At 48.6% G+C, this 24,463-nt stretch carries 25 protein-coding genes; 8 read left to right on the top strand and 17 right to left on the bottom strand.

Going from position 1 to position 24,463, the window contains the following annotated elements:
- Positions 1 to 39: 39 nt before the first annotated feature.
- From H8527_RS02320 to H8527_RS02265, 12 genes are all read right to left on the bottom strand, one after another.
- Positions 40 to 303 carry a hypothetical protein gene (locus tag H8527_RS02320; protein WP_187545242.1) on the bottom strand — a complete coding sequence of 88 codons (264 nt, stop codon included), beginning with the start codon at positions 301 to 303 and terminating at the stop codon, positions 40 to 42.
- A 53-nt stretch (positions 304 to 356) separates the two neighbouring features.
- A complete protein-coding gene (locus H8527_RS02315; RefSeq protein WP_187545241.1) occupies positions 357 to 896 on the bottom strand; it encodes a 2-oxoacid:acceptor oxidoreductase family protein in 540 nt (179 codons plus the stop codon).
- 2 nt (positions 897 to 898) lie between these two features.
- Positions 899 to 1,672 (bottom strand): thiamine pyrophosphate-dependent enzyme, encoded by a 774-nt coding sequence (locus H8527_RS02310; RefSeq protein WP_187545239.1) that lies wholly within the window; start codon positions 1,670 to 1,672, stop codon positions 899 to 901.
- 2 nt (positions 1,673 to 1,674) lie between these two features.
- Positions 1,675 to 1,863 carry a hypothetical protein gene (locus H8527_RS02305; RefSeq protein WP_222935085.1) on the bottom strand — a complete coding sequence of 63 codons (189 nt, stop codon included), beginning with the start codon at positions 1,861 to 1,863 and terminating at the stop codon, positions 1,675 to 1,677.
- A 53-nt stretch (positions 1,864 to 1,916) separates the two neighbouring features.
- Complete coding sequence (locus tag H8527_RS02300) at positions 1,917 to 2,990, bottom strand: 3-methyl-2-oxobutanoate dehydrogenase subunit VorB (protein WP_187545236.1); 1,074 nt, start codon at positions 2,988 to 2,990, stop codon at positions 1,917 to 1,919.
- A gap of 97 nt (positions 2,991 to 3,087) precedes the next feature.
- The gene (locus tag H8527_RS02295; RefSeq protein WP_187545234.1) at positions 3,088 to 3,318 is read right to left on the bottom strand and encodes a 4Fe-4S binding protein; all 231 of its coding nucleotides are present in this window, start codon (positions 3,316 to 3,318) and stop codon (positions 3,088 to 3,090) included.
- A 13-nt stretch (positions 3,319 to 3,331) separates the two neighbouring features.
- Positions 3,332 to 3,604 (bottom strand): hypothetical protein, encoded by a 273-nt coding sequence (locus tag H8527_RS02290; RefSeq protein ID WP_187545233.1) that lies wholly within the window; start codon positions 3,602 to 3,604, stop codon positions 3,332 to 3,334.
- Positions 3,605 to 3,612: 8 nt separating this feature from the next.
- Entirely contained in the window at positions 3,613 to 4,287 is a 675-nt protein-coding gene (locus H8527_RS02285; protein ID WP_187545231.1) for a YggS family pyridoxal phosphate-dependent enzyme, read from the bottom strand.
- A 19-nt stretch (positions 4,288 to 4,306) separates the two neighbouring features.
- Positions 4,307 to 4,762, bottom strand: coding sequence for a DUF4494 domain-containing protein (locus H8527_RS02280; protein WP_187545447.1), 456 nt, complete (start codon positions 4,760 to 4,762; stop codon positions 4,307 to 4,309).
- Positions 4,763 to 4,971: 209 nt separating this feature from the next.
- Positions 4,972 to 6,267 carry an MFS transporter gene (locus tag H8527_RS02275; RefSeq protein WP_187545229.1) on the bottom strand — a complete coding sequence of 432 codons (1,296 nt, stop codon included), beginning with the start codon at positions 6,265 to 6,267 and terminating at the stop codon, positions 4,972 to 4,974.
- Positions 6,260 to 10,213, bottom strand: a complete 3,954-nt coding sequence (locus H8527_RS02270; protein ID WP_187545227.1) for a DUF4922 domain-containing protein — start codon at positions 10,211 to 10,213, stop codon at positions 6,260 to 6,262. The genes H8527_RS02275 and H8527_RS02270 overlap by 8 nt, the downstream gene beginning before the upstream one ends.
- Before the next feature lie 374 nt (positions 10,214 to 10,587).
- On the bottom strand, positions 10,588 to 13,080 hold the full coding sequence (locus H8527_RS02265) for an ATP-dependent Clp protease ATP-binding subunit (RefSeq protein ID WP_187545226.1): 2,493 nt from the start codon (positions 13,078 to 13,080) through the stop codon (positions 10,588 to 10,590).
- 245 nt (positions 13,081 to 13,325) lie between these two features.
- Between H8527_RS02265 and rpsF the strand changes: the two genes are divergently transcribed.
- From rpsF to H8527_RS02240, 5 genes are all read left to right on the top strand, one after another.
- A complete protein-coding gene (gene rpsF / locus H8527_RS02260; RefSeq protein ID WP_187545445.1) occupies positions 13,326 to 13,661 on the top strand; it encodes a 30S ribosomal protein S6 in 336 nt (111 codons plus the stop codon).
- 3 nt (positions 13,662 to 13,664) lie between these two features.
- The gene (gene rpsR / locus H8527_RS02255) at positions 13,665 to 13,931 is read left to right on the top strand and encodes a 30S ribosomal protein S18 (RefSeq protein ID WP_187545224.1); all 267 of its coding nucleotides are present in this window, start codon (positions 13,665 to 13,667) and stop codon (positions 13,929 to 13,931) included.
- 19 nt (positions 13,932 to 13,950) lie between these two features.
- A complete protein-coding gene (gene rplI / locus H8527_RS02250; protein WP_187545222.1) occupies positions 13,951 to 14,400 on the top strand; it encodes a 50S ribosomal protein L9 in 450 nt (149 codons plus the stop codon).
- 102 nt (positions 14,401 to 14,502) lie between these two features.
- Complete coding sequence (truA, locus tag H8527_RS02245; RefSeq protein WP_187545220.1) at positions 14,503 to 15,231, top strand: tRNA pseudouridine(38-40) synthase TruA; 729 nt, start codon at positions 14,503 to 14,505, stop codon at positions 15,229 to 15,231.
- 8 nt (positions 15,232 to 15,239) lie between these two features.
- Positions 15,240 to 16,157 carry a DMT family transporter gene (locus H8527_RS02240; RefSeq protein WP_187545218.1) on the top strand — a complete coding sequence of 306 codons (918 nt, stop codon included), beginning with the start codon at positions 15,240 to 15,242 and terminating at the stop codon, positions 16,155 to 16,157.
- 162 nt (positions 16,158 to 16,319) lie between these two features.
- Here H8527_RS02240 and nadD read toward each other — a convergent pair whose 3' ends face one another.
- From nadD to panC, 3 genes are all read right to left on the bottom strand, one after another.
- Complete coding sequence (gene nadD / locus H8527_RS02235; RefSeq protein WP_187545217.1) at positions 16,320 to 16,889, bottom strand: nicotinate (nicotinamide) nucleotide adenylyltransferase; 570 nt, start codon at positions 16,887 to 16,889, stop codon at positions 16,320 to 16,322.
- A gap of 3 nt (positions 16,890 to 16,892) precedes the next feature.
- Entirely contained in the window at positions 16,893 to 17,240 is a 348-nt protein-coding gene (gene panD, locus H8527_RS02230; RefSeq protein WP_187545215.1) for an aspartate 1-decarboxylase, read from the bottom strand.
- 98 nt (positions 17,241 to 17,338) lie between these two features.
- Complete coding sequence (gene panC, locus H8527_RS02225; protein ID WP_187545213.1) at positions 17,339 to 18,187, bottom strand: pantoate--beta-alanine ligase; 849 nt, start codon at positions 18,185 to 18,187, stop codon at positions 17,339 to 17,341.
- Between the two features lie 197 nt (positions 18,188 to 18,384).
- On the opposite strand from panC, the gene H8527_RS02220 reads away from it, so the two are divergent.
- From H8527_RS02220 to H8527_RS02210, 3 genes are read left to right on the top strand one after another with little or no spacing between them, the layout of a single operon-like run.
- The gene (locus H8527_RS02220; RefSeq protein WP_187545212.1) at positions 18,385 to 18,588 is read left to right on the top strand and encodes a DUF4492 domain-containing protein; all 204 of its coding nucleotides are present in this window, start codon (positions 18,385 to 18,387) and stop codon (positions 18,586 to 18,588) included.
- 10 nt (positions 18,589 to 18,598) lie between these two features.
- The gene (locus tag H8527_RS02215; protein ID WP_187545210.1) at positions 18,599 to 20,095 is read left to right on the top strand and encodes a cytochrome ubiquinol oxidase subunit I; all 1,497 of its coding nucleotides are present in this window, start codon (positions 18,599 to 18,601) and stop codon (positions 20,093 to 20,095) included.
- Positions 20,096 to 20,128: 33 nt separating this feature from the next.
- A complete protein-coding gene (locus H8527_RS02210) occupies positions 20,129 to 21,274 on the top strand; it encodes a cytochrome d ubiquinol oxidase subunit II (protein ID WP_187545444.1) in 1,146 nt (381 codons plus the stop codon).
- Between the two features lie 475 nt (positions 21,275 to 21,749).
- On the opposite strand, the gene H8527_RS02205 is transcribed toward H8527_RS02210, so the two are convergent.
- Both H8527_RS02205 and H8527_RS02200 read right to left on the bottom strand, forming a co-directional pair.
- A complete protein-coding gene (locus H8527_RS02205) occupies positions 21,750 to 24,047 on the bottom strand; it encodes a family 20 glycosylhydrolase (RefSeq protein ID WP_187545208.1) in 2,298 nt (765 codons plus the stop codon).
- 147 nt (positions 24,048 to 24,194) lie between these two features.
- Positions 24,195 to 24,458 carry a hypothetical protein gene (locus H8527_RS02200; RefSeq protein ID WP_187545207.1) on the bottom strand — a complete coding sequence of 88 codons (264 nt, stop codon included), beginning with the start codon at positions 24,456 to 24,458 and terminating at the stop codon, positions 24,195 to 24,197.
- Positions 24,459 to 24,463: the final 5 nt, after the last annotated feature.

The raw sequence follows: 24,463 nt of genomic DNA, 5'->3' as shown, positions 1-24,463 counted from the left end.
TGGCGCGTAGGCTCACGCGTTAGATAGATAGGAAGGAAATCAAGCCTTGATGAGCTCTTCGTGGATACGATTGACCGTATCGGTGAACTCTTTGCGCAGTTTTTTGTAGAACAAAGCTTCGCTGCCTTTTTCGGTGTGGTTGATGCGTGCCACAAACTCTGCGTACATCGTGGCGATGTCACGCATCAGTTCTTCCACTTTCGTGCGATCGGCTTGCTCGGTAAGACGTAGTAATACACAATCGGCAAAAAGTTCACCGGAGATGTTTTTTACCACTTTCTTTAAATTTCTTCTGCTTGCCATAGGTAGTTTGTTATTTTAGGAGGTGAAGTCTAAATAGATAATGTTGGTAATGTTTAGAGGGTGATGAGCTCCATTCCCTTCAAAATGGCTTGTTCGTTGGCGGGGAGCAGATGATGGTGGCGTTCGGGCAAGGTTTTGCGCAAGGCCTTCATCACACTTTCGATCGCAACAATCGGATGCACTTTGAGAAATCCACCTAAAATAATCATGTTGAAGCATTTGGCCAACCGCATTTCAGTGGCCGCATTCATCGCCTGCATGCAGTAGTTGTGGATGTCAGTGCGTGTGGGGGGCTCCATCACTCCAAAGCCATCATAGATAAGTGCTCCACTGGCTTTGACTTTCGGCTGGAACTTGTCGATGGAAGGCTGGTTGAGTAGAATGGCTGTGTCATAGGCTGAAAGGATGGGCGATGAGATTTTTTCATCGCTGATGATTACTGTCACATTGGCTGTCCCTCCGCGTTGCTCGGGACCATAAGCGGGCATCCAACTCACCTCTTTGCCCTCCATCAAGGCAGCATAAGCCAAAATTTTCCCCATAGAGAGTACGCCTTGTCCGCCAAATCCGGCAATGATGATTTCTTGTGTCATAACTATTGTACTTTGGTGATATCCTTCAGATCGCCCTTTGGATAATAGGGAAACATGTTTTCTTTCATCCACTCATTGGCCTTGACGGGGGGAAGCTTCCAACCGGAGGAACAAGTGGCCACAACTTCGACCAAGCAGGAGCCTTTATGCTCCATCGAAAGTTCAAAAGCCTTACGAATGGCTTTCTTGGTCTTCTTGATGGCAGCCACAGTCTCTACACTCTGTCGTGTGACATAAGCTGTACCTTCGAGCATAGCTGCCATTTCCGAGAGTTTGAGAGGGTAGCCGTGGATGGCCGGTTCGCGTCCATAAGGGCTTGTGGCCGTAACTTGTCCCAGTAGGGTCGTAGGGGCCATTTGTCCACCGGTCATGCCGTAGATGGCATTGTTGATAAAGATGATGGTAATGCCTTCACCGCGGTTGAGCGCATGGAGCGTTTCGTTGGTACCGATACCGGCAGCGTCTCCATCTCCTTGATAAGTGAAAACGAGATGGTTTGGCAAGACGCGCTTGATGGCTGTGGCCACCGCAGCAGCGCGCCCGTGAGCCGCCTCTTGGAAGTCGATGTCGAGGTATTTGTACATGAAGACACCGCATCCCACAGGACTGACACCCACCGACTTGTCGCCGAGTTCCATCTCTTCGATGACCTCAGCCACCAACTTATGAACCACCCCATGGGAACACCCTGGGCAGTAGTGCATCGTATTTTTGTTGAGCAAAGATGAGCTTTTGTAAGCGACTTGCCCCTGCTGTATGATTTCTTCTTTTGTCATGGCTATAACTTATTGAAAATTCCAGGCATACGAAATATGGCCTCTACCATCTTGACGAGTATGGCCAGAATGGCTATGCCGTAGCTGATATAGAGCCTGATGTCGCCGGCCTTAAAGAGAAGCACACCGATGATGGCAATAAGCGCAAGCAGCATAAACACACCATTGAGCCAGTTGCGAAGACTGAGCAAACGTCTTTGGCGACGAGCCTTTTCGTCTTGAATTGGAATGCGATTGGACATAGTTAGAGCATGGATTTCAGTTTTCTTAAAATCTCATTCGGACTGGGCACGATGCCGCCTAAACGGCCATAGTGTTCGACCGGTACACGCCCTTCGACCACTAAGCGGACATCGTTTACCATCTGGCCGGCGTTGATTTCGACCGTCAGAATGCCTTTGACCTGAGCCGCCATTTCACGTACAGCAGCCTTTGGGAAAGGCCACAGCGTGATGGGGCGTAAGAGACGCACCTCGATGCCCTCTTCGTGAGCTAAGTCTACCACTTTCTGGGAGATGCGTGCTGCCGAACCAAAAGCCACAATACCAAGCACAGGATGGTCAGAGCCCGACCACTCGTAGCGCACTTCATTCTGCTCCATCTCTTGATATTTAGCTTGCAGATGGAGGTTGTGCTTTTCCATAATCTCGGGTTGCAACTCTACGGAGGTGATGACATTGGGCTTACGCTGTCGGCATCCCGTAGTCGCCCAAGGGTAGCGGTGAGCAATCTCCTCATCAGAGAGTCGCTCTTGTTGAGGTTGCAATTCGACTTTCTCCATCATCTGGCCGATGACGCCATCGGCGAGCATAATGACAGGATTGCGATATTTGAACGCTAAGTCAAAGCCCAACCCTACGAAATCAGCCATCTCTTGCACACTATTGGGGGCGAGCACTATCATTTCGTAGTCACCATTGCCGCCTCCACGAGTCGCTTGGTTATAGTCACTCTGAGAAGGCTGAATGGTTCCCAGGCCGGGGCCGCCACGTTGCACATTGACAATCAAAGAGGGCACCTCAGCTCCTACCATGTAGCTGATACCTTCCTGCATCAGGGCAATTCCTACACTAGCGGAAGATGTCATTACGCGTTTGCCACAGCCACCAGCTCCATAGAGCATATTGATAGAAGCTACCTCGCTTTCGGCTTGTAGCACAACCATACCGGTTGTTTTCCAAGGTGCAAGTTCGGCTAAGGTTTCCAGCACTTCGCTTTGCGGGGTGATGGGGTAGCCAAAGTAGGCATCACATCCACAACGCACGGCAGCATGTGCCAAAGCTTCATTGCCTTTTAACAGCATTATTTCTTTTTCCATAGTCAAGGGGGGTCAAAAGGAAAAAATAAGAACTTGGAGTCGTTCGTTCAGTAAGAGGGGCAGAAAAGAAGGGATATCCCTCTTCTGACTGAAAGAATTATCCTTCTTTGATTTTGTAAACTACAATACACGCATCGGGACAAACTTCTGCGCAAGACGCGCATCCAATGCAAGCTTCGGGCTGAACATCTTGGCTAAATGCATAGCCATGATGGTTGACGGCTGTCGTACTCAGCGCGAGAGTTTGGGTTGGGCATGCCACAACGCAGAGATTGCATCCTTTACATCGCTCTTGGTCAATGACCACAGCACCTCTGATTTTAGCCATACACAAATGATTTTTAAGGATTTAAATTGTCTTTATAATAGTAGTCATAGATGTTCGTCAGCATCTCAAGTGGAGATTGAGCCGGGCTTTTTGGGTCAAGGGCAACAGCTTCGAGAAAATGACTCTTCGCTTGCTTCCAGTCTGCACGCTTTGCCCAAATCAGCCCTAAAAGATAGTGATGTTCGGCAGGAGAAAGTTCCTCTTTTGAGGCAGAAAATAGTTGCTGTTCTGCCACATTTAGATCTTGTTGTTCAATAAGCTGCTGAATGCGCTTAAAAGTTTTCATAGTAATCGCTAATAGTGCCGTTCTCCAAAGATTTTTGATCCTACTCGTATCAGTGTACTCCCTTCTTCTATAGCAATTGGGTAGTCATCGCTCATTCCCCAAGAGCATTGGGAGAAAGTGGGTACCTTGGAGAAATAGCGTACTTTTACTTGCTCGAAAAGTGATTTCGCTTGGTGGAACTCTTGACGTATCTGTTGCTCGTTGTCCGTATTGGTGGCCATACACATCAAACCGGCTAAACAGGTATTGGAAAGTGCTCGCCACTCTCCTTTTTCCAAGAAATCAAACAATTCGTTAGGGAGAAAGCCATATTTTGTATTCTCTTGTGCCACATGTACTTGCAGCAAACAGTGAATAATACGTCCACAGCGCGCGGCTTGTCGGTCAATTTCTACCAACAACTTAAGGCTGTCAACTGCATGTATGAGTTCTACATAGGGTGCAATATATTTCACCTTGTTCGCTTGCAGATGCCCAATGAAGTGCCATCGTGTGTCGGCAGGCATTAGTGGACGTTTTTGCTCCAACTCTTGCACGCGACTTTCTCCAAATATACGCTGTCCTGCGTCATAGGCTTCTTGAAGGGCCTCCACAGGATGAAATTTGGAGACAGCCACCAGTTCTACGTCTTGAGGTAATGTCGCACGTACTTGCAATAGTTGTTGCTGAAGAGGGGTGAGCATGGCAGTTGGAGGTTGAGTATCATTCACTCTTTTCAGGGATGTCGACCTTATAGTGGAAAACGCCCATCAAAGGAGTTTCTGCAAGAGATGAAATCACATAGTCCATCATCGAGCCCTTCATCCCTTCATCTAAACGTTTGACAGCGTCACGCAAATCAGAGGATTGTACCAAAATGTTGTGGGATGATTTTTTTTCTTTACCAGTTTTTTCGTCGAGGGTGACAAAAGTGAGTTTGGCTTTGAACCAGCGGTCAGCACTTTCGTCAGTGGTTTCAAAGATTTCGGCAAAACGTGCACGCTTTATGTCGCTTACCTGAAATTCTCCCATCATGAAGGGGGCAATTTCTTCGGTAATACGCCGTTCGGCCTCCGTGAAGTTCAGCGCATCCACGAGGTAGGGCTCATTTACTTTTTTGAGCATGCCATTTTCCATCGTGCGCTCATACTTTATTTTGCATTCAAACCATTCTGCCATGTGAGTGATAATTTCGTTGAGAAGATAATTTGATATTAAAGACTTGTCAGAAGGCAAATTCTGCCATTGAGACTTTGCAAAGATACAAAGATAAATCTATTTTGAAAGCTATTGAGCCTATTTTCTTCAAGAGAAAAACAAAAAAAATAAAAGCTTGCAGATTTTCTTTCCCTCCCTTCCAATAGTGTGCAGGCGAAAGGTTCAAATGATTATATTGTGTCACTCTCTTCTTTCGCTTTCTGTCCGAAGTCTGCCGGCACACGAATAAGATGACACACAAAAAACGACAGAGGAATGAGCAACATCACAAGGATGAAGCTATTGTAATAGCCAAGGTGGTCGGCAATCCAGCCGGAAAACAAGCCGGGTATAATCATGCTCAAGGCCATAAAGGCTGTACAGATGGCATAGTGGGCCGTTTTTAGCGCTCCTTGGGAGAAGTAAAGCATATAAAGCATATAAAGCGTAAAACCAAATCCATAGCCAAACTGCTCAATGCCAACTGCCAAATTGATACATAGTAAGTTGTGGGGTTGATAATAGGCCAGTAGGACGTAGAAGATGTTGGGTAGTGACATCGACAACGCCATGGGCCATTTCCAGCGTGCAAACCCATCGCGAGAAACGAGAATGCCTCCAATAATCCCTCCGAAGGTGAGTCCGATAACGCCGACTGTTCCTTTTACAAAACCATATTCCGAAGTGGTCAATCCGAGACCGCCTTGGCTCATTCGTTCGGACAAAAAAAGTGGGGTGAGTTTCACCAAAATAGCTTCCGGCAGTCGATAAATCAAGAGGAATGCCATCGCTATGAGGGCGTGAGGCTTGCGGAAAAATACAGCGAAGGTCTCTAAAAACTGCTCCATCACCTCACGAACAGAAATGTTATCCGATGAGGTGCCTTGGTCTTCTTTTACACGAGGAAGTGCCCAGTTATGGTAAGCAGCGATGAGGAAGAAAAGCAATCCAATCGCTCCAAGTCCCCAACTCCAAGCCACAACTGATTTTCGCGTATAAACTTCAAGCAATCCGATGAGCATCAACAGCAGCCCCTCACTAAAGATTGTGGCAAGACGATAGAAAGTGCTGCGCACCCCAACATTAAGGGCTTGTTGCTGCTCATCTTGCGCCAGCATATAGAACCCATCAGCTGCAATATCGTGGGTGGCACTGCTGAAGGCAATAAGAAAAAACAAAGCAAGAGCAGCTTGCAGGAAGAAGGACGTGGGGAGCGTGAAAGCGATTGTGCCCAAAGCGATACCTATGACAGCCTGCATCGTTATAATCCACCAACGTTTGGTCTTAAAGATGTCAATGAACGGACTCCAAATGGGCTTAATGGCCCAAGGTAAGGCCAGCCAAGAGGTATAGGCTGTACAGGCGGTGTCGGACAACCCCATGCGCTTAAAGAGTATTAAGGCCACACTGCCCACAATGATATAGGGTATTCCTTCGACAAAGTAAAGTGAAGGAACCCACTTCCAAGTACTATAAATTCTACTCATACTGACGTTGAATTTCTGCGTTCTGATAATAGTGCAGTAGGATTTGCTGATAGGAATAGCCCTTTGCAGCCATCACGGCCGCCCCTATCTGACAGAGGCCTACGCCGTGTCCCCAGCCTGCACCTATCAGCTTGAAGTTCTTGGGGATTCCATCTTCGTCAACTCCTTCTTTTTCAATAATAAACGCACTGGAATATAGGTGGGATTCAGACAGAGAACGGCGGATTTCCAACTCCTTCCCGATGGTCATTGTACAGGCTGTGCCGAGTATTTTGAGGCGTATGATGCGCCCGCTGCCTCCCCGTTCCACTGGAATAAGGTCGATGATTTTTCCAAAGTCAACCTCTGTTTTTTTCTTAAGCAACCGAGACAATTCCTCCTGGGTATAGCGAACTTCCCAGCGATAGAAGTCCGGAGTTTCTTGGTCGTAATCTTTCATCACCTGCGACAGTAGTTGCGCATCTTTCGTTTTGCAGAAAGCGGTTGGAGCAGAAGTTATCCAATGCCGTGCCTCCTGCTCATCAGTGAGGTTCGGTATTCCCGGATCCAGCTTCGTTGTGTTGGGGCCATCAAATATGGGAGAAAGGTAAGAAAAATCTTGGTCTTCCCAACATGTAGAATAACGTTCCGTGACACCGCCACAGCATTTTGAAAAACGGGCGTCACAAAAGTCTTCGCCCACTTTCAGCACTTGTCCACGAGTTGCCTCTACGGCACGATGCACCTCGGAGCGTGTGATAGAGGTGATACCTTGGTAACGCTGGCAGTGGTCATCGGCACAGACATCAAATAGAGTATGATCTTCCCTCCCATACCAGCGAATGTATTCATCTCCTTTTCGCTGAAAGGAGAAAAAGTTTTCTTCATTACCTGACTGCACCATCTTCTGGCGCTGTTGCAGCATTTTGAACAGCCAAGAACGACTGACCACGGCATGAGCTTTGAGAAATTCAAAAGAGGCATTTGGACTCATCTCAGAAGAAATTACACTTTCCAGATACAACTCTGCAGAAATGCGGTTGATAGCGACCAACTTCTCTTCCTCTACCATGAAACTTAAAGTTCCATGAAAGGTTTGTTTTTGCTTGCACTCCCAATGGAAGTTGATACCTATAGGGACTTCATTTAGAGTGAATTGAGACTCGTGTTCTTCGGAGGTAGGACGGAAAGTGAGTTCGCTATACACATTACCATTCCATAGGATTCCTCCCTCGCAGTATTCCACAGTTTGCACTCCGCTGATATTTTTCCCCTTGGCAGTGTAAACAGTGTCTATGGAAAACTGGATGCTGTCTGCAGTCATGATTCCGACATTGACCATAGGCTCTTTACCTTTCTTCAGAGAACTATTACTGATAGTTCCTGTGTTCTGCCGCATCGAATGATGCAAATGCCGAGCAATGCTCTGCATTTCACTTTCTGAAAGTGTCACTTCGCGGAGAATCCCTACTGCTTGCTTTTCGGTGATGCGCTGGTAATCTTCTGGGCGAGGTGTAATGATAAGTCCACCCATATCTAATGCGCCTGGAGACACAAGCATTTGTGCCTCCCCCTCGGCAGTGTAGCAGTCAGGACGATGCTTGCAGCGAGGGAATACGATGGTTATCATTGTTTTTTGCTGTGTGGTTGCGCTTTCCTCCATCCAAGCGAGTAAATTGATATCGGGCTCTTTCCGACCTTCCGGACATGGAATTGCAGCAAGAAGTTTGCGCAACAGAGGTTGGCCACCCTCTGCCTGCTCTCCAATGACAACGAAAGCAGGACAGACGTAGTCACGTAATAAATAAATGCCGGCTCGCTTGTCGGTATAGCCCGCTTCTTCCGTTTCAGCAACTTCCTCCGTATTTAGAGGAAATAGGCGTTCCAGTCGTCCCTCGTATTTTCCCCAATTTCGCTCCAATGGCACTATGCCACGTGCTCCTGCTTGAAAATGAGCATGATCAGGAGCGGAGGCCCCACAACGTGCTCCATTGTAGAAGCATAGGAAATGTGGTAATGCAGCGGTCATACGACAAAAGGCAGAAAGGTGTCGTTCAATCTCTTGAGGGAGATGACGCCGCGTGGGGAGGGTAAGATGGTCGGGAAGAATAGGAAAGGGGTTGATCAGTACTTGATAGTAGGCTTCAACCGGTAAGGACATTTGTATGGTGGGACGATGGAGATCACACAAGAAACAAGGACGCTTCTTGAGATAATGAGCATCGATTTTTGCTCCGGTCGAAACAATTCGGGCCGGATTGTGTTGAACAGCAATCTCTCCTCCCACTGTTTCAAAAGATTTTATCTGTACGACATTTTGCAGGGCCTCAAAGCGTTCGCGCACTTCGTCCCATATTTTCTTTTGTACTTTGATAAAGTCATAGACCTCATTCTCGTTGAGGGAATGCTTCCAAATAGAGTTCATCTGTTGACGTGCACGAATTTCAAGGGATCGCAGTTCGTCTTTGTAGGCGTTGTTGGCATTGATCTTCTCTATGCTAAGGGCGGCATCGGAGTTGTCCTCCCATCGTCGACAAAGATAAAGTTCGTCGTAGATGCGTCCGATGCGGTAGTGTCGGGAGATAGCCAGTCCCAATGCGTAATCCTCACCATAAGAAGTGTTGGGAAATCCTATCGTCCGAAGGATTGAAGTGTTGAAAGCACGTGGAGCTCCTAATCCATTGATACGAAGCGCATTGTTTCTTCCATTATCGGCCGTCCACTCGGTGTGGGCGATGAGTCCGGGAGGAAGAGTATTGAGAGAGAAATCCACCATACGATAGGCACCAATCACCATGGCAACCTTCTGCTTTTGGAAAACCTCTACGATGCGCTTCAGTGTATCGGCGCCACTATATAAGTCATCGGAATCCAATTGCACAGCATAACGTCCACAATGCTCAGAACGTATGGCCATATCCCAACATCCACCAATGCCTAAATCGGTACGCTCAGGGGTGAGTAGCACCACTCGCTGATCCTGCTGCTGCCACTTCGTAATCACGTCCAGTGTTCCATCACTTGAATGGTTGTCTATGACAATAAGATTGAAAGAGAAGTCAGCGTCTTGCGAGAGCACAGATTGAATGGCATCAGCAATGGTGCGGACACGGTTGCGAACGGGAATTATCACAGACGCAGTCACAGGAAAAGTCCCTTCAAAGGATTGGTTGAGCAACTGTGTGCCCTCCTTATAATTTGAAATAACTTCTGACTCACTATTATTGATAGGAGCGTATTCTATCGGTATGTCATCAAACTCGCTGGGGTCGAGCCAAGCATCGATTTCCTTGAGGTGGTGAGTACAAGCTCGTTCCATTTCGAGTTGCACCTCTCGAGCAGAAGGATTGACGTAATCAAACTGTTTTTCACCACTTTGTCGCAAATCGATTTGCAATTCGGTATAGAGTGGCTCGCGCAAATGATATAGCTCTCCTTGTTGGCTGAGGTAAAGACGAAACGCATAAAACGCGGCAAACTTGTACCGGCATTTGTTCTCGGCAACAAAGTTGCGAAGTAATTCTCCACGTACTAACCACAAACCACCAAAATCGAAATCATCACGCACGGATCCTATCTGATAATCAATCAGAGGGTGGAGTTGAGGAAGAGAGAGTGTTCCATCTTTTTCTTCCTGTTGGATCCAGTGGTCTGCGTAAATCATTGCAGCTTGAGTGTCGATGGCGACTTGGAGTAGGCGTTCCAGACAACGATAAGCCGGTTGAAAGTGGGTGGGACGCAGAAATAGAGCCACATAAGGAGCTGTGCTGTGCTGTGCAATGAGTCGCAGGCTCTTTGAAGAGGATAAACTATCAACCAATATTGCTTGATGTTCCCCCATTAAGAGATGTTCGTCTTGAACGATGGGATGGAGAACAACCTGTGGGTGGGCGTTGGCATAACTCTGAGCGCAATGCAAATCATTAGATGTGGTGCAAGCCCAAAATAAATCTATTGCAGGAGACATGGTGGAAGATTCTAAGGTTTAGAGAGGAAAAATGCAAAAAGAAAGGTGGAAAAACGAAAGCTAAGTAGGTGCTCGGAATTAGTGGATACTATCTTTGTTTCAATTTTTCGTCAGGTCGTCTTTGCGAACAAGGAGTGTATCAAGCTACACGACCAATGAACAAAGGCGAGATGGCGGAAAAAATACACAAAGATGGTATCAAAGTAGAGAACTTCCTGTGACTAAAATAGCTACGATTAATTTTGAATACCTGCTTAGGAAGGCTTCAATTCTACATAGGAGATAATTTTTTCTACCTCAGAGATAGAAAAAACTACCTCTGAGGTAAAATAAACTACAACCTTTATAGGAAGGTACTTTTCATAGATGTAAATTTACGACATGGTGGTGTCAGTTGATATGACTATCTTTTCAGCCTCTTCATCTAAGTCGGCTGTCAAAGCTGTGCCTGCCGCATTATCCAAAAAAAGATCACAAATGGGGTCTTCCACATATTGTTGTAATGTGCGGCGAAGGGCACGAGCACCATATTGTGGGTCATAACCTTTTCTCGCGATGAAGGCGATAGCAGCGGGCGTCAAGGTGAGGGTGTGTCCTGTTGCTGTCAGACGGTGAGAGAGTGCTTGGATTTCGAGCTGGGCAATGCTTTCTACACTTTCTCGACTGAGGGGGTCAAACATGATGATTTCATCCAGTCGATTGAGAAATTCGGGAGCAAATTGGCGTTGAAGTGCTTTGCGTACGATGCTCTCAGCCACTTCTACATTGAGTCCATCAGTGGGAGCTGAGAAGCCGATGCCTGCTCCAAATTCTTTCAGTTGTCGACTTCCACTATTAGAGGTCATGATAATGATGGTGTTGCGGAAATCTACGGTTGTGCCATTTCCATCCGTCATGCGTCCTTCATCCATCACTTGGAGCAAGGTGTTGAACACGTCAGGGTGGGCTTTTTCAATTTCGTCAAGCAGCACAATAGAGTAGGGATGACGTCGCACTTGTTCGGTGAGCTGCCCCCCTTCTTCATAGCCTACGTATCCGGGAGGGGCTCCCACAAGCCGAGAGGTGGAGAACTTTTCACCATACTCACTCATGTCAATGCGGATGAGTGCATCTTTACGACCAAACATAAACTCGGCCAAGGTCTTGACCAAATGCGTTTTGCCTACACCGGTGGGACCAACGAACATAAAGGTACCAATAGGACGATTAGGATCTTTGAGTCCGAGACGGTTGCGCGTGATGGCACGCGTCAAACGCATGATGGCACGTTCCTGAGCAATCACTTTCGAAGAAAGCGCTTGTTTCATTCCTTTAAGACGAATGTTTTCGCTTTCTTTCATACGTTCTGCCGGAACTCCGCTCATCATTGATACGACTCCGGCTACATCGTCTAAATCGACTGTGATGCGGTGGTCTTGCAAGTCTTTTTGCCACTCTGATTTCAAGTGGTTTAGTTCATCCTCTGCCTGAATCAGTTGGTCACGCAGACTTGCGGCCAACTCAAAGTTCTGCTGAACCACAGCTTCTTCTTTCAGGGCTCGTAAGCGGTTTACTTCTGTCTCTTTGAATTCAATATGATGAGGCATACGCACATTAAGCAGATGCACTCGACTCCCAGCCTCATCAAGGGCGTCAATCGCTTTGTCCGGCAATGCACGATCGGTGATATAACGTTCAGTGAGACTGACACAAGCGTCTAATGCAGCATCTGTATAGTGCACGTTGTGGTGAGCTTCGTAGCGTTCTTTGATGTTGTGAAGGATGCGCAATGTGTCATCTGCGGTAGTGGGTTCAAGCAAGACTTTCTGAAAGCGTCGATCGAGCGCTCCATCCTTTTCGATGCTTTTCTTAAATTCACCGATGGTCGTTGCACCGATGCACTGCACTTCACCCCGTGCTAAAGCTGGTTTGAGGATGTTGGCTGCATCAAGGCTGCCTGGAGCACTACCAGCCCCGATGATGGTGTGTATTTCGTCAATAAAAAGAATAATATCGCGATTGTTCTTCAGTTCTTCTATCAATCGACGCAGGCGTTCTTCAAATTGACCGCGATATTGTGTGCCGGCCACGACGGAGGCCATATCCAGGCTCACAATGCGCTTGTTGAGCAACAGATGGGGTACTTCATTCTGGGCGATAAGCTGAGCAAGTCCCTCCACAAGGGCACTTTTTCCAACCCCGGGTTCACCAATCAGAACCGGATTGTTCTTCTTACGGCGTGTGAGAATTTGCGCCATCCGTTCAATCTCGGCATGCCTTCCCACAATGGGATCAAGCACGCCTTCAGCGGCTGCTTTGGTCAGGTCTGTCCCATAGTTGTCAAGAATGGGGGTCTCGTGACTGTTGGATTGTGCTGTGGGAGTATTTGTGGAATTTGTGGTATTGGAGGAATCTTCATCGGCAAACCCAAGATTGCCTTGTGGGGCCGGAGTTGTTGACTTCAAATTCATGACACTGATTACTTTCTTGTAGTCAATATCAAATGTTTGCATCACCTTGCAGCCCTCATTGATGTGGTCGCGCAACAAAGCCAATAAAACATGCACATCGGTGGCCTCCTCTGCTTTTTGAAAACGAGCTTCTAGTTGAGACAGGCGCAATATACGCTCTGTATCACTATCCAAAGGAAGGTCTGTGTCGTGCTCAATGTCTGCATCTTCTGTGTTTAAACGTTTCATAAGAGTCGCGCGAAGCACATCAATAGGAAGTCCAAACTGAGCAATCACCTTTCGGGCGGAACCATCTTCATCCCGAAGCATGCCAAGTAGCAAAGCTACCGACCCAACAGAGTGACAATTATTGTTGTGAGCTTCCTCTCTGCTGAGAGCAAGCAGGTGGACTATTTGAGGAGATAAGTTCTGAGTCATAGTTTTGTGAATGTGATTTCTTTGAAAAAAGAGGTATGCAAAAGTACTAAAAACAAATGACACTACTTCTATAATAGAAGAATTTAGTCGGCAAAAAGAAAAAAAAGAGCGAAAAACTTGTTGTGTCGAGAAAAAAGGCGTATTTTTGCAGCGCTTTTTGGGATTGTTCTCCTCTTTGGGAAGGATAAATATGCCCAAAGCAACAAGAAAATCATTTTATTCACTCAATTCAATCACATCTCATGATGAATCAGTATGAGACCGTTTTCATCCTTACTCCCGTTTTGTCTGATGTTCAGATGAAGGAGACGGTCGAAAAGTTCAAAGATGTTCTCGTTGCACAAGGTGCCGAGATTGTCAATGAAGAAAACTGGGGCCTCAAGAAGATGGCCTATGCCATCGACAAGAAGAGCACCGGTTTCTACCAGTTGCTGGAGTTCAAGGCTGAACCCTCCGTAGTAGAAAAGTTGGAACTCGGTTTCCGTCGCGATGAGCGCGTAATCCGCTTCCTTACCGTTAAACTCGACAAGTATGCAGCACAATATGCAGAAAAACGTCGCTCAAACAAAAAGGAGAACTAAACCATGGCACAAGCATCTGAAATTCGCTATTTGACTCCCCCCACTGTCGATGTCAAGAAAAAGAAGTATTGCCGTTTCAAGAAGAGCGGTATTAAGTATATCGACTACAAGGATCCTGAATTTTTGAAGAAGTTCCTCAATGAACAAGGTAAAATTCTGCCTCGTCGCATCACGGGTACTTCTCTGAAGTTTCAGCGTCGTGTGGCACAAGCTGTGAAGCGTGCACGTCACTTGGCTCTCCTTCCTTTCGTAACCGATTTGATGAAATAATAAAAGAGGAGGTACACACATGGAAATCATTCTGAAAGAAAACGTACAAGGTCTCGGTTTCAAGAACGAAATCGTAACTGTCAAGGACGGCTATGGCCGTAACTTCCTCATTCCTACGGGTAAGGCTGTCATCGCTTCAGCTTCTGCAAAAAAAATGTTGGCTGAAAACCTCAAGCAGCAGGCTCACAAGCTCGAAAAAATTAAGAACGAAGCTGTTGCTTTGGCCGAAAAACTCAATGCTGTTGCCGACATCAAGATTGCCATGAAGGTAAGTGTTACAGGCTCTATCTATGGTTCTGTGACCAACCTTCAAATCTCTGAAGAATTGGCTAAGCGTGGTCTCGAAGTAGATCGCAAGAGCATCGTTCTGAAAGAAGTGAAGCAAGTAGGCGCTTACACTGCGGTTGTGAAACTCCACAAGGATGTTTCGGCAGAAGTTGCTTTCGAAGTTGTTGCTGAAGAAGCCTAATTGCGATTGAGCAATCTCACTTAAATACCTATCATTGCGTGCTGCATTCTGCTCAGAGTGCAGCACGCTTTTTATTGTCCCTTTTCATTTCTTTGCCGGCTTATGCGCTATTTCATTACTTTCTCCTATGATGGCACTTGCTATCATGGCTGGCAGGTTCAACCCAATGCTGCTACTGTTCAGGAGCGTCTCAATGATGCACTCTCTAAACTTCTTCCAACACCGACAGAATGTGTGGGAGCGGGGCGTACAGATACCGGAGTGCATGCTTCGAAAATGGTTGCCCATTTCGATACAGAACAAAGCCTTGATGTGGAACAATTCGCATTTCGTCTTAATCGTATTTTACCCGAAGACATTGCTGTCGACGGCGTAAAGCAAGTAGATGACGATTTGCATGCCCGTTTTTCTGCCATCCTACGCACCTATCATTATTTTGTTTACACCAAGAAGAATCCCTATCGTCGGCATTATGCACATCGGCTGACCTTTGTGCCTAATTATGAACTGATGAATCAAGCTGCAGCTCTCTTGCTCGATGCAGAGGATTTTACGAGTTTCTCGAAACTCAACAATGATCAAAAGACCAACATCTGTGACGTCCAACACGCCCGATGGGTACAGATAGAGGAGGATTATTGGCGATTTGAAATTACCGCCAATCGTTTTCTCCGCAATATGGTGCGCGCTGTTGTCGGAACACTTTTAGAGGTGGGACGTGGGCGCATGTCAATCGATGAATTTCGGAAGGTCATTGCAGCCCAAAATCGCTGTTCGGCAGGAGAAAGTGTTGCTGCCAACGCTTTATTCTTGGTGGACGTCCAATATTGATATCATCTATGTGGTTCTTTCTTGCTGTTTGTTCAGCCGTGCTTTTGGGCGGTTATGATGTCTTCAAAAAACAGTCGTTGCGGAACAACGCTGTCATACCGGTATTGTTGCTGAACACCATTATATGTAGTGCATTGTTCCTTCCCACATTGCTACTCTCTGTGACCGGGCAACTTTCTACGGACTGTCATTGGTATGTTCCGCTCATGGATGGAGAGGCACATTGCTGGGTGATACTAAAAGCCATCCTTGTCCTATCATCTTGGATGTGCGGCTACTTCGCCATCAAGCATCTTCCCCTCACGATTGTAGGCCCTATCAATGCAACACGGCCGGTATTGACATTGATGGGGGCTTTACTTCTGTTCAACGAGCATTTTAATGCCTGGCAATGGGCTGGTGTAGGGCTGGCCATCATTTCCTTTTTCTTGCTGAGTAGAAGCGGAAAGAAAGAAGGAATAGACTTTACACACAACAAGTGGATTTTCTTGCTGATCTTGGCAGCACTACTCGGTGCTTGTAGTGGATTGTACGACAAGTTTCTGTTGTCCCCTCAGTCTTCTGGTGGTATGGGGTTGAATGCCATGTTTGTACAGGTATGGTTCAACTTCTATCAAGTCGTATTGATGGGCTTAATCTTTCTTGCGATTTGGTGGCCCAAGCGTAAGCATTCCACTCCTTTTGCGTGGAGATGGAGCATTGTCGGTATTAGTGTGTTTTTGACAGCAGCCGACCTTTTCTACTTCTTTGCCCTTTCGCATCCGGAAGCTCTCATTGCTATCGTTTCTATGACGCGGCGCAGCAGCGTATTGGTGAGTTTTCTTTTTGGGGCATTTCTATTTCGTGAGAGTAATCTACGTTTGAAGGCGGTCGATTTGCTATTGGTGTTGCTGAGCATGATTTGCCTCTGTATCGGTGCGCTATGACTCTTCTCTCCTTTGGTTGCCACGCTGTGATGAACCATTGTCGAGTGTCTTGCTCACTTGTCTAAGTAACAATCTCTCCATAGGAAAAACACCCTCTCAATCTCTTTCGGTAAGAGTTTGAGAGGGAGTTTTTCCTTTACGGATTTTATCAGAAAGAGAAGGTCATCGATAAATCTGTTGGCAAACAGGAACAACAGAGGAGGGAACTTCCTCTGAAATATCTTTACCTTGCTTGATTTTCTTGCGAATATCAGTGCTGCTTATGGGAAGAAGAGGTACGTCAAGTAAATGCACTGTTGGCGGTAGAGTTGTGGGAGATATAGAGCTGTCCGGACGTGGGTAGACTATCAATTCATAGTTGGCCAAAATCTCCACCCAGTGTGCCCAGCGTTGGAAGTCCTGCCAATTATCTCCTCCGACAATCAGCGAAAAGCAATTCTCTGGATACTGTTCCTCAAGCGCTTCGAGAGTGTTCCAAGTGTAGGAGGGACGAGGAAGTGAGAACTCAATATCACACACCTTGATGTGATTTTCTCGCTTCACCGCATCGCGCGCCATCGAAAGGCGCAACTGCTCATCGGCCAATTCTGCTTGGGATTTGAGAGGATTTTGAGGGGAGACAAGCAACCATACTTCATCGACCCATCCTCGTTCAAGCACGGCTTGTGCCAATCTGAGGTGACCATTGTGGATGGGGTTGAACGAGCCGCCCAATATACCGATGTGCAGCATAAGTTAATCTACCTGATTGTTTTCGTTCGGAAAAATCACCTTGGGTTCAAATGTGCGAGCTTCATCGGGGTGCATATCGGCAAAAGCCATAATGATAATCTCATCGCCCACTTGAAACTTCCGTGCTGCAGCACCGTTCAAGCAAATACATCCAGAATGACGAGGGCCGCGGATGACATAAGTCTCGATGCGTTCGCCATTCATATTATTAACGACATGGACGTGCTCTCCCGGCAAGAGGTCGGTAGCTTCCATCAAAGCCTCATCGATAGTGATGGACCCCATATAGTGGAGATTGGCTTCTGTGACGGTGGCACAGTGAATTTTTGATTTGAGAATGCTAAGCGTCATAATATTGAGGATTGGGGAGAAGACGGGGAAGAAACGGCATAAGTAGGTGTTTAGGGTTAATTTTGAACACCTACTTATAACTTCTATGGGTGTTGGGATTATTGATAAGAAACGTTGTCAATCAAGCGTACCGGACGTGCACCACAATATACAGTGATGCAACCCTGTATATGCTTGCTCTCCTTCCAGTCTGTAAGAGGGGTTAATGTGAAAGCATCCACAATTTCGTAATACTCCACTTCGAGCCCTTCAATCCGATTGAGTGTATCCGTCACGTATTCTCGAGTTTCGACAAGCGTGTGCGTCTGCCGATACAGCTTGCTTTCTTGGAGCACTCTGTTGATGTTGGCTGCCACGCACCGTTCTTCTTCTGTGAGCAGGGTGTTGCGGGAGGATAGGGCCAATCCACTTTCTTCGCGAACAATGGGGCAAGACACCAAAGTGAAGTGGAAGTCTTGGTCTGCCATCATGGCGCGAATCACCGCAATTTGCTGAAAATCTTTTTCGCCAAAATAGGCCCGGTCAGGATTGACCATTAGAAAAAGTTTAGACACAATCTGACAAACACCATTGAAATGCCCGGGCCGACGTGCCCCCTCCATCACTGTGTCAATCGATGGATAAGAAAAATGCCGCTGGTCGGGTTCGGGATAAATCTCCGCCACATCCGGGGCAAACACGATGTCCCCTCCTTTGCTTTCGACCAAATGACAGTCGGCATCGAGGGTGCGAGGATAGTTGCGTAGGTCGTTGGGATCGTTAAACTGCGTGGGATTGACAAAAATGCTCACCACTGTGAGGTCGCACTCGTCTGCACAGCGCTCAATCAGGGAGGCATGACCTTCATGAAGTGCGCCCATTGTCGGAACAAGACCCACAATTTTGCCTCCGGCCTTGGCCGCTGCGACTGCGGCAGCCAGATTTTCTTGAGTATGAATAATGTTCATTGCCATAGGTTCATTTTCGATGTGCAAAGGTACGGAGAACACCGTTAAAGGCCAAATTTCAAGCCTAAAAATCCTGTTTTTATATCGTTGATGCAGAAAAATAGGTTTGAAAAGTTACAAATCTCAAAAAACACTTGGTAGTTATGAGGAGATAGACTACTTTTGTAGCCACAAAACAATGAATTCTTATTCTCAATATGAGAAATCCTCTGAAAACAATCTTACATTTCTATTACGACGGCTTCAGACAAATGACCTGGGGGCGTACGCTGTGGCTCATTATTGCCATCAAGCTGTTCGTGATGTTTGCTGTGTTGCGCCTATTCTTCTTTCAGCCGGTTTTGAAAGGAACACCCGAAGAAAAGGAGATACACGTTGCCACTGAATTATCCAATCCTTAATTTTATAGATATGACATTACTTCATGCATTTGACCCTGCGGTGCTCGACTGGTCGAGAGCGCAATTTGCCTTGACGGCATGCTATCACTGGTTGTTTGTCCCGCTCACACTGGGCTTGGCACTGGTGATGGCCATCATCGAAACGGCCTACTATCGCACAGGCGATGAATTTTGGAAAACGACGGCTCAGTTTTGGCAAAAACTTTTCGGCATCAACTTCGCCATCGGTGTCGCCACCGGCATCATTCTCGAATTTGAGTTTGGCACCAACTGGAGCAACTATTCTTGGTTTGTGGGCGATATCTTTGGCGCACCTTTGGCCATTGAGGGCATCTTGGCCTTCTTTATGGAGTCTACGTTCATTGCTGTCATGTTCTTCGGCTGGAACAAAGTGAGCCGAGGGTTCCACTTGGCCTCCACTTGGCTCACCGGCTTGGGAGCCACCATCTCTGCTTGGTGGATTTTGGTGGCCAACAGCTGGATGCAACACCCCACGGGCATGGACTTCAATCCCGACACCGTCCGCAACGAAATGATGGACTTCTTCGGTGTGGCTTTTCAATCCTTTGCCGTACACAAGTTCTTCCACACCGTGTCGAGCGGCTGGCTCACCGGCGCAGTCTTTGTTGTTGCGGTGAGCTGCTGGTATCTTCTGCGCAACCGCAATGTCAAGATGGCGACCAAGAGCATCAAGGTGGCCAGTATCGTAGGCTTCTTTGCAGCCCTTGTCGTGGCCGGAACAGGCGACCAGAGTGGTGTGGACATTGCTCGACACCAGCCCATGAAGTTGGCCGCTGCCGAGGGATTGTACGATGGCGGAAAGGGGGCGCCTTTCTCTATCGTTCCCGGCGTCCATGTCCCTAAAGTTCTTTCCGTCTTGGCCACGCACGATCCTGATGGCTACGTGCCGGGCATCAACGACATTCTCTACAAAGGCTACACCAATACAGAGGGAGAACAAGTGTTGCCCGCCACTGAGAAGATGAAGCAAGGACAGAAAGCACTCGAAGCCTTCAAGACCTATCGTGCCACTCGCCACACCAACCCTGAGAAGGCTGCCGAAGCTCGCAAGACGTTCGAAGAGCACAAAGCCTATTTTGGCTACGGCTACATCCAAAAGGTCGAAGATCTCGTGCCGCCCGTGTTCCTCGTCTATTGGCCCTTCCGCGTGATGGTGGGTGCCGGCGGTGCTCTGCTGCTCGTCATGGCACTCTTCTGGTGGTTCGAGCGCAAAGGGCGTTTGCAACAACATCGCTGGTTGCTCCACGTGGGCATTTGGAGCGTGGTTTTGGTCTACCTCGCCGAACAGGCCGGATGGATTGTGGCTGAAGTGGGTCGGCAACCTTGGGCCATCCAAGACCTTCTTCCCGTAGGGGCTGCCATCTCTAAACTCTCGGTGAGCAGTGTGCAGACCACCTTCTTCCTGTTCCTCATCGTGTTCACCGCACTCCTCATCGCCGAACTGCGCATCCTGTTTAGTGCCATCAAGAAGCACGAACAAGAGTAACTCCATTATCCACAAACAAAACTTCGTCTCATGATTACTTACGAATTGCTTCAAAACTACTGGTGGCTGCTCGTCACGCTGCTCGGTGCACTCTTGGTGTTTCTCATGTTCGTACAAGGCGCCAACAGCCAAATCTTCACCTTGGGAAAAACCGAAGCCGAACGCCAGCTCATCGTCAACTCCACAGGACGCAAATGGGAGTTTACCTTCACCACGCTCGTCACTTTCGGCGGCGCCTTCTTCGCCTCCTTCCCCCTCTTCTACAGCACCAGTTTCGGCGGTGCCTACTGGGTGTGGATGCTCATCCTCTTCAGTTTCGTGCTCCAAGCTGTGAGCTATGAGTTCCAATCCAAACTGGGCAACTTCCTGGGCAAGACCACCTATCGCGCCTTCCTCGTGTTCAATGGTGTGTTGGGGCCGGTGCTCTTGGGCACTGCCGTCGGCACCTTCTTCCATGGCGCTAATTTTGTGGTCAACAAAGACGTGATGGGCGAAAGCATCGCTCCTGCCATCAGCCAGTGGGCCAATGCTTGGCATGGACTTGACGCTGTGGCCAATCCTTGGAATGTTGTCCTCGGCTTGGTGGTCTTCTTCCTCGATCGCATTTTGGGCGACCTCTACCTCGTCAACAACATCGACGACGAACAACTTGCCCCTCGCGTGCGTCGCCAGTTGCTCATCGACACCGTGGTCTTCCTCATCCTTTTCCTCGCCTTCGTGGGACATCTGCTCCTGATGGACGGTTGGGCGGTCGATCCCACCACAGGCGTGGTCGGCCTTGAAGCCTACAAATATCTTCACAATTTCCTAGCACTCCCCGCTGTCCTCGTGCTCTTCCTGCTGGGCGTTGTCCTTGTCTTGTTCGGCATTGCCAAAACCCTTCTCATGCCCACCTTCAAGCGCGGCATCTGGGCCACCGGTATCGGTGCAGTTTTGGCAGTATGGGCTTTGCTGATGATTGCCGGCTACAACCACACGGCTTACTATCCCTCGCTGGCCGACCCGCAGAGTTCTCTCACCTTGGCCAATAGTTGCTCGAGCGAGTTCACCCTCACGGCTATGGGCGTTGTTTCCCTCATCATCCCCTTTGTCTTGGCCTACATCTTCTACGCTTGGCGCGCCATCGACCGCAAGAGTCTCACCCGCCGAGAACTCGAACAGGACGAACATCTCTACTAAAATCCCTTACAGAACTTCTATTTTTCTTCCCCTCAGTCGTAGGGAGAGTGCTGCACGAAGCAGCGCTCTCCCTACTTTTTGATATTACTGTCCGCTCAAAGATTGGATGTATCCATGTTCTCGTATAGTTCGACGCGCAGTGCGAAAAAGATGCTACCTACGACAAAAAGTTGCTTTCTCCAAGGATAAACTATAAACCAAACTTTGAATTACATAAACCAAGCTTTGGTTTATATAAACCAAGGTTTGAATTACATAAACCAAACTTTGGTTTATAGAATGCTCCCTATCTTTTGAACTTTTCTTGCTGAAGCAACGAACTTTTTTCAGCCGGACGTGTAGGGCCAAAACGAAGCATGAGGTTTGAGGACTGTCGCGGTGGGGGACGAGAGACAGAAAAAAGACAACGAAAAAAGACAACGCCGACTGCGGTGAAGCAATCGGCGTTGTTGGTTTTAGCAGAAAGATGATGAGGCTATTCTGCGATTTTTCGGAAGCGGACGAAGCCTTCGTCCCAATAGGTGGGCCACCCCTGGAAGATGCCCCCGACAAAGAGGGTGCGCACACGATGGCGTCCGGCACGGAGAGCTATTTGAGCAGGTTGGAGAGAGTTGCGCGGAATGAAGACGGCGCGATTGTCGACCAGCAATTCGTCGTCTATCCAAAGGCAGGCGTTGTGGGTGGTCCATTCGTAGACACCATCGGTGGGGATGTCGATGAGGGTTTGGGCCATGGCGGTGTAGTGCTCCACTCCGCGCATGTTCTTGGGCAAGGGAGTGAGGCGCGTCACGTCTGCAAAAGTGCTCACCACGGTGTCGCGGTCGAAAGGAGCTTGAGCTCCGTTGGCGTAGGTGAAGTTGCCCTTGACATAGCGCACCTTGATGCCCTTTTCCACTGTTGTCCCTGAAGGAATAGCAGGGCGCGGTGTTTCGCGCAGCACATCGATGGTGCGTTCTGGACCGAGAATGCCGCAGGGCAGGACGCTGCGTGTGCGCACTTGGCGGGTGTCGTGCAGGCGGATGGGGCCGGTGTAGCGCGGAGAGCGCGCTGATGGCTGACTGCCATCGAGGGTGTAGACGATGTCAAGCGGACGGGTGGTGGTGAGCGATAGGGTAGTGCTGTCGCCCATAAACACGACCTTATTGCACGAAGCCCAGTCACCGCGCTTCTTTCCGGGCTGTTCGGGAAGGGGGATGTGGAAGTTCACGCCACGGGCTTGCAGGCGCAGAGCTGCATCGCTGTCGAGACGTCGACAGAAATAGTCAAAGTCGCGCTTCTCCTGGGGGGACCATCCCACTTCAGCCAGGGCGAGAGCACGAGGGAAGATTTTGTATTCGAGGTGTTGCGGATTGTGGATGTATTCGCTCCAGCAGTTGCCCTGCACGCCCATCACCAAGGGACGTTGGGCTTCATCGGCTTGCGAAGCGGCCACAGGGTCGAGTCCGTAGGTCATGCGCAGGTCGCCATAGACGCTGAAAGCTATCGGTTCGGTGACGAGGTCGCCTTGCAGATAGTCGAAATAGCAACCATCGCTGGCAGGAGAGAGGATGACAGGATGCCCGGCTTTGACGGCTTCTGTGGCGCCTTCCACCCCACGCCATGACATCACCACAACCTCCTTCGGCAGATTGCCCCCTTCCAGCACTTCGTCCCATCCGATGGCCGTCTTGCCTTTCTTCTTCAAATAGCGCGCCACACGTTCCACCACGTAGGATTGAAGTTGCGCTTCGCGGGTGTAGCCCAGGCTCTTCATCCGCTGTTGGCATTGAGGACACGCGGCCCATTCTGTGCGAGGGCATTCATCGCCGCCAATGTGGAACAAGCGGGAGGGAAAGAGGGCTGTCATCTCATCAATGACATCGCGCAGGAAGTTGAACATAGTTTCCTTGCCCGGACACATCACCGTTTCTTCTACGCCCCAGATGATGCGCGGCGTGGTAGTTTCCCCTTTGCAAGAGAGTTCGGGCAGTGCGGCAATGGCGGCCAGTTCATGTCCCGGCACTTCGAGTTCGGGCACGACTTCCATCGCGTGCTCAGCGGCATAGGCCACGACTTCGCGCACCTCTTCTTGGGTGTAGTAGCCGCCATGGCGTGTACCGTCGGCTTCTGTACGCCACGCTCCGATGGCAGTGAGTTGGGGATACTTCTTGATTTCGATGCGCCAGCCTTGGTCGTCGGTCAAGTGCCAGTGCAGGCGGTTGATTTTGTAGGAAGAAAGGAGGTCTATTTCGCGCTTTATCTCCTCCACACTCAGAAAATGGCGGCAGGGGTCGAGCATCACACCGCGATAAGCAAAGCGAGGTGCATCCTCGATGTTCACCGCCGGCACTTCCCACCCCGAAATGCCCATCGCAGCGCGTTCTCCTTCGACCGAGGGAGGAAGCAGTTGGAGGAGAGTTTGCACGCCATAAAAGAAACCAGATGCATCGCCGGCCTCTAACTCGATGCCGCGTCTATCCACGTGGAGCACATAGCCTTCGGCAGGCAGCGGCGTGGACGAAAGGCGCAGCAAAATTCCGGATTTCCCGGTTTTCCCTGTTGTGGCGTGAAGCGAAAAACCTGTGGCGCGGTTGATTTTCCGAGTCAGATATTGTGCCGCAGTCGTGGCGATGGGCGTTTGCACCCATACGGACGTGTTGCGTGACAGCAAAAAAGTTCCTTGTCCAGCAACGAGATGAGAAGGTATGGGAATGATGTTGAATGACTGAGCGGGAAGAGGAAGCGTGCTGCTCAGGAGGCAGACAATGCTAATGAAGAAAGACTTGATGGGCATGAAAAGATAGATTAGACGAAAGGTCGTAGTCGAAAAAGTGAGGAGTGAACGTACGGAAGAGAGAGCATGCGAATCGGCCGTGAGGTTTTACTCAAAAAAAAGCCCTTGCCAAAGGTGCAAGGGCTTTCTTAAAGTAAAGGGTAAACCTTAGCGCTTGCTTTTCTTGCGGCGAAAAATACCGGTCAGGCCATTTAGACGACGGAAGAGCTTATAGCCCGTCATGACGCCATCGGCCACAAACCAAGCGCGTGAGGCCACACTAAGGATGTTTTCAAATCGATTGTTGGTCGGGGGAGGAGGTGCTGTTAAGAAGGCATAGTCTTTGGCGATTTGCGCTTCGACTTTGCTCAACTCTTGTTCCACAGCAACACGACGTGCCTTCAAGGCAGCAAGTGGGGATGAAGTTGGCATAGGCA

Source organism: Alloprevotella sp. Lung230 (assembly GCF_014385435.1).
Lineage (GTDB): Bacteria > Bacteroidota > Bacteroidia > Bacteroidales > Bacteroidaceae > Alloprevotella.
Note: the sequence above shows the minus strand (reverse complement) of the source record. Positions and strands in the feature narration are given on the sequence as shown.

Coding starts and splice junctions, on each gene's coding strand:
- H8527_RS02320 (WP_187545242.1), bottom strand. CDS start 303: ATGGCAAGCAGAAGAAATTTAAAGAAAGTGGTAAAAAACATCTCCGGT.
- H8527_RS02315 (WP_187545241.1), bottom strand. CDS start 896: ATGACACAAGAAATCATCATTGCCGGATTTGGCGGACAAGGCGTACTC.
- H8527_RS02310 (WP_187545239.1), bottom strand. CDS start 1,672: ATGACAAAAGAAGAAATCATACAGCAGGGGCAAGTCGCTTACAAAAGC.
- H8527_RS02300 (WP_187545236.1), bottom strand. CDS start 2,990: ATGGAAAAAGAAATAATGCTGTTAAAAGGCAATGAAGCTTTGGCACAT.
- H8527_RS02295 (WP_187545234.1), bottom strand. CDS start 3,318: ATGGCTAAAATCAGAGGTGCTGTGGTCATTGACCAAGAGCGATGTAAA.
- H8527_RS02290 (WP_187545233.1), bottom strand. CDS start 3,604: ATGAAAACTTTTAAGCGCATTCAGCAGCTTATTGAACAACAAGATCTA.
- H8527_RS02285 (WP_187545231.1), bottom strand. CDS start 4,287: ATGCTCACCCCTCTTCAGCAACAACTATTGCAAGTACGTGCGACATTA.
- H8527_RS02280 (WP_187545447.1), bottom strand. CDS start 4,762: ATGGCAGAATGGTTTGAATGCAAAATAAAGTATGAGCGCACGATGGAA.
- H8527_RS02275 (WP_187545229.1), bottom strand. CDS start 6,267: ATGAGTAGAATTTATAGTACTTGGAAGTGGGTTCCTTCACTTTACTTT.
- H8527_RS02270 (WP_187545227.1), bottom strand. CDS start 10,213: ATGTCTCCTGCAATAGATTTATTTTGGGCTTGCACCACATCTAATGAT.
- H8527_RS02265 (WP_187545226.1), bottom strand. CDS start 13,080: ATGACTCAGAACTTATCTCCTCAAATAGTCCACCTGCTTGCTCTCAGC.
- rpsF (WP_187545445.1), top strand. CDS start 13,326: ATGAATCAGTATGAGACCGTTTTCATCCTTACTCCCGTTTTGTCTGAT.
- rpsR (WP_187545224.1), top strand. CDS start 13,665: ATGGCACAAGCATCTGAAATTCGCTATTTGACTCCCCCCACTGTCGAT.
- rplI (WP_187545222.1), top strand. CDS start 13,951: ATGGAAATCATTCTGAAAGAAAACGTACAAGGTCTCGGTTTCAAGAAC.
- truA (WP_187545220.1), top strand. CDS start 14,503: ATGCGCTATTTCATTACTTTCTCCTATGATGGCACTTGCTATCATGGC.
- H8527_RS02240 (WP_187545218.1), top strand. CDS start 15,240: ATGTGGTTCTTTCTTGCTGTTTGTTCAGCCGTGCTTTTGGGCGGTTAT.
- nadD (WP_187545217.1), bottom strand. CDS start 16,889: ATGCTGCACATCGGTATATTGGGCGGCTCGTTCAACCCCATCCACAAT.
- panD (WP_187545215.1), bottom strand. CDS start 17,240: ATGACGCTTAGCATTCTCAAATCAAAAATTCACTGTGCCACCGTCACA.
- panC (WP_187545213.1), bottom strand. CDS start 18,187: ATGAACATTATTCATACTCAAGAAAATCTGGCTGCCGCAGTCGCAGCG.
- H8527_RS02220 (WP_187545212.1), top strand. CDS start 18,385: ATGAGAAATCCTCTGAAAACAATCTTACATTTCTATTACGACGGCTTC.
- H8527_RS02215 (WP_187545210.1), top strand. CDS start 18,599: ATGACATTACTTCATGCATTTGACCCTGCGGTGCTCGACTGGTCGAGA.
- H8527_RS02205 (WP_187545208.1), bottom strand. CDS start 24,047: ATGCCCATCAAGTCTTTCTTCATTAGCATTGTCTGCCTCCTGAGCAGC.
- H8527_RS02200 (WP_187545207.1), bottom strand. CDS start 24,458: ATGCCAACTTCATCCCCACTTGCTGCCTTGAAGGCACGTCGTGTTGCT.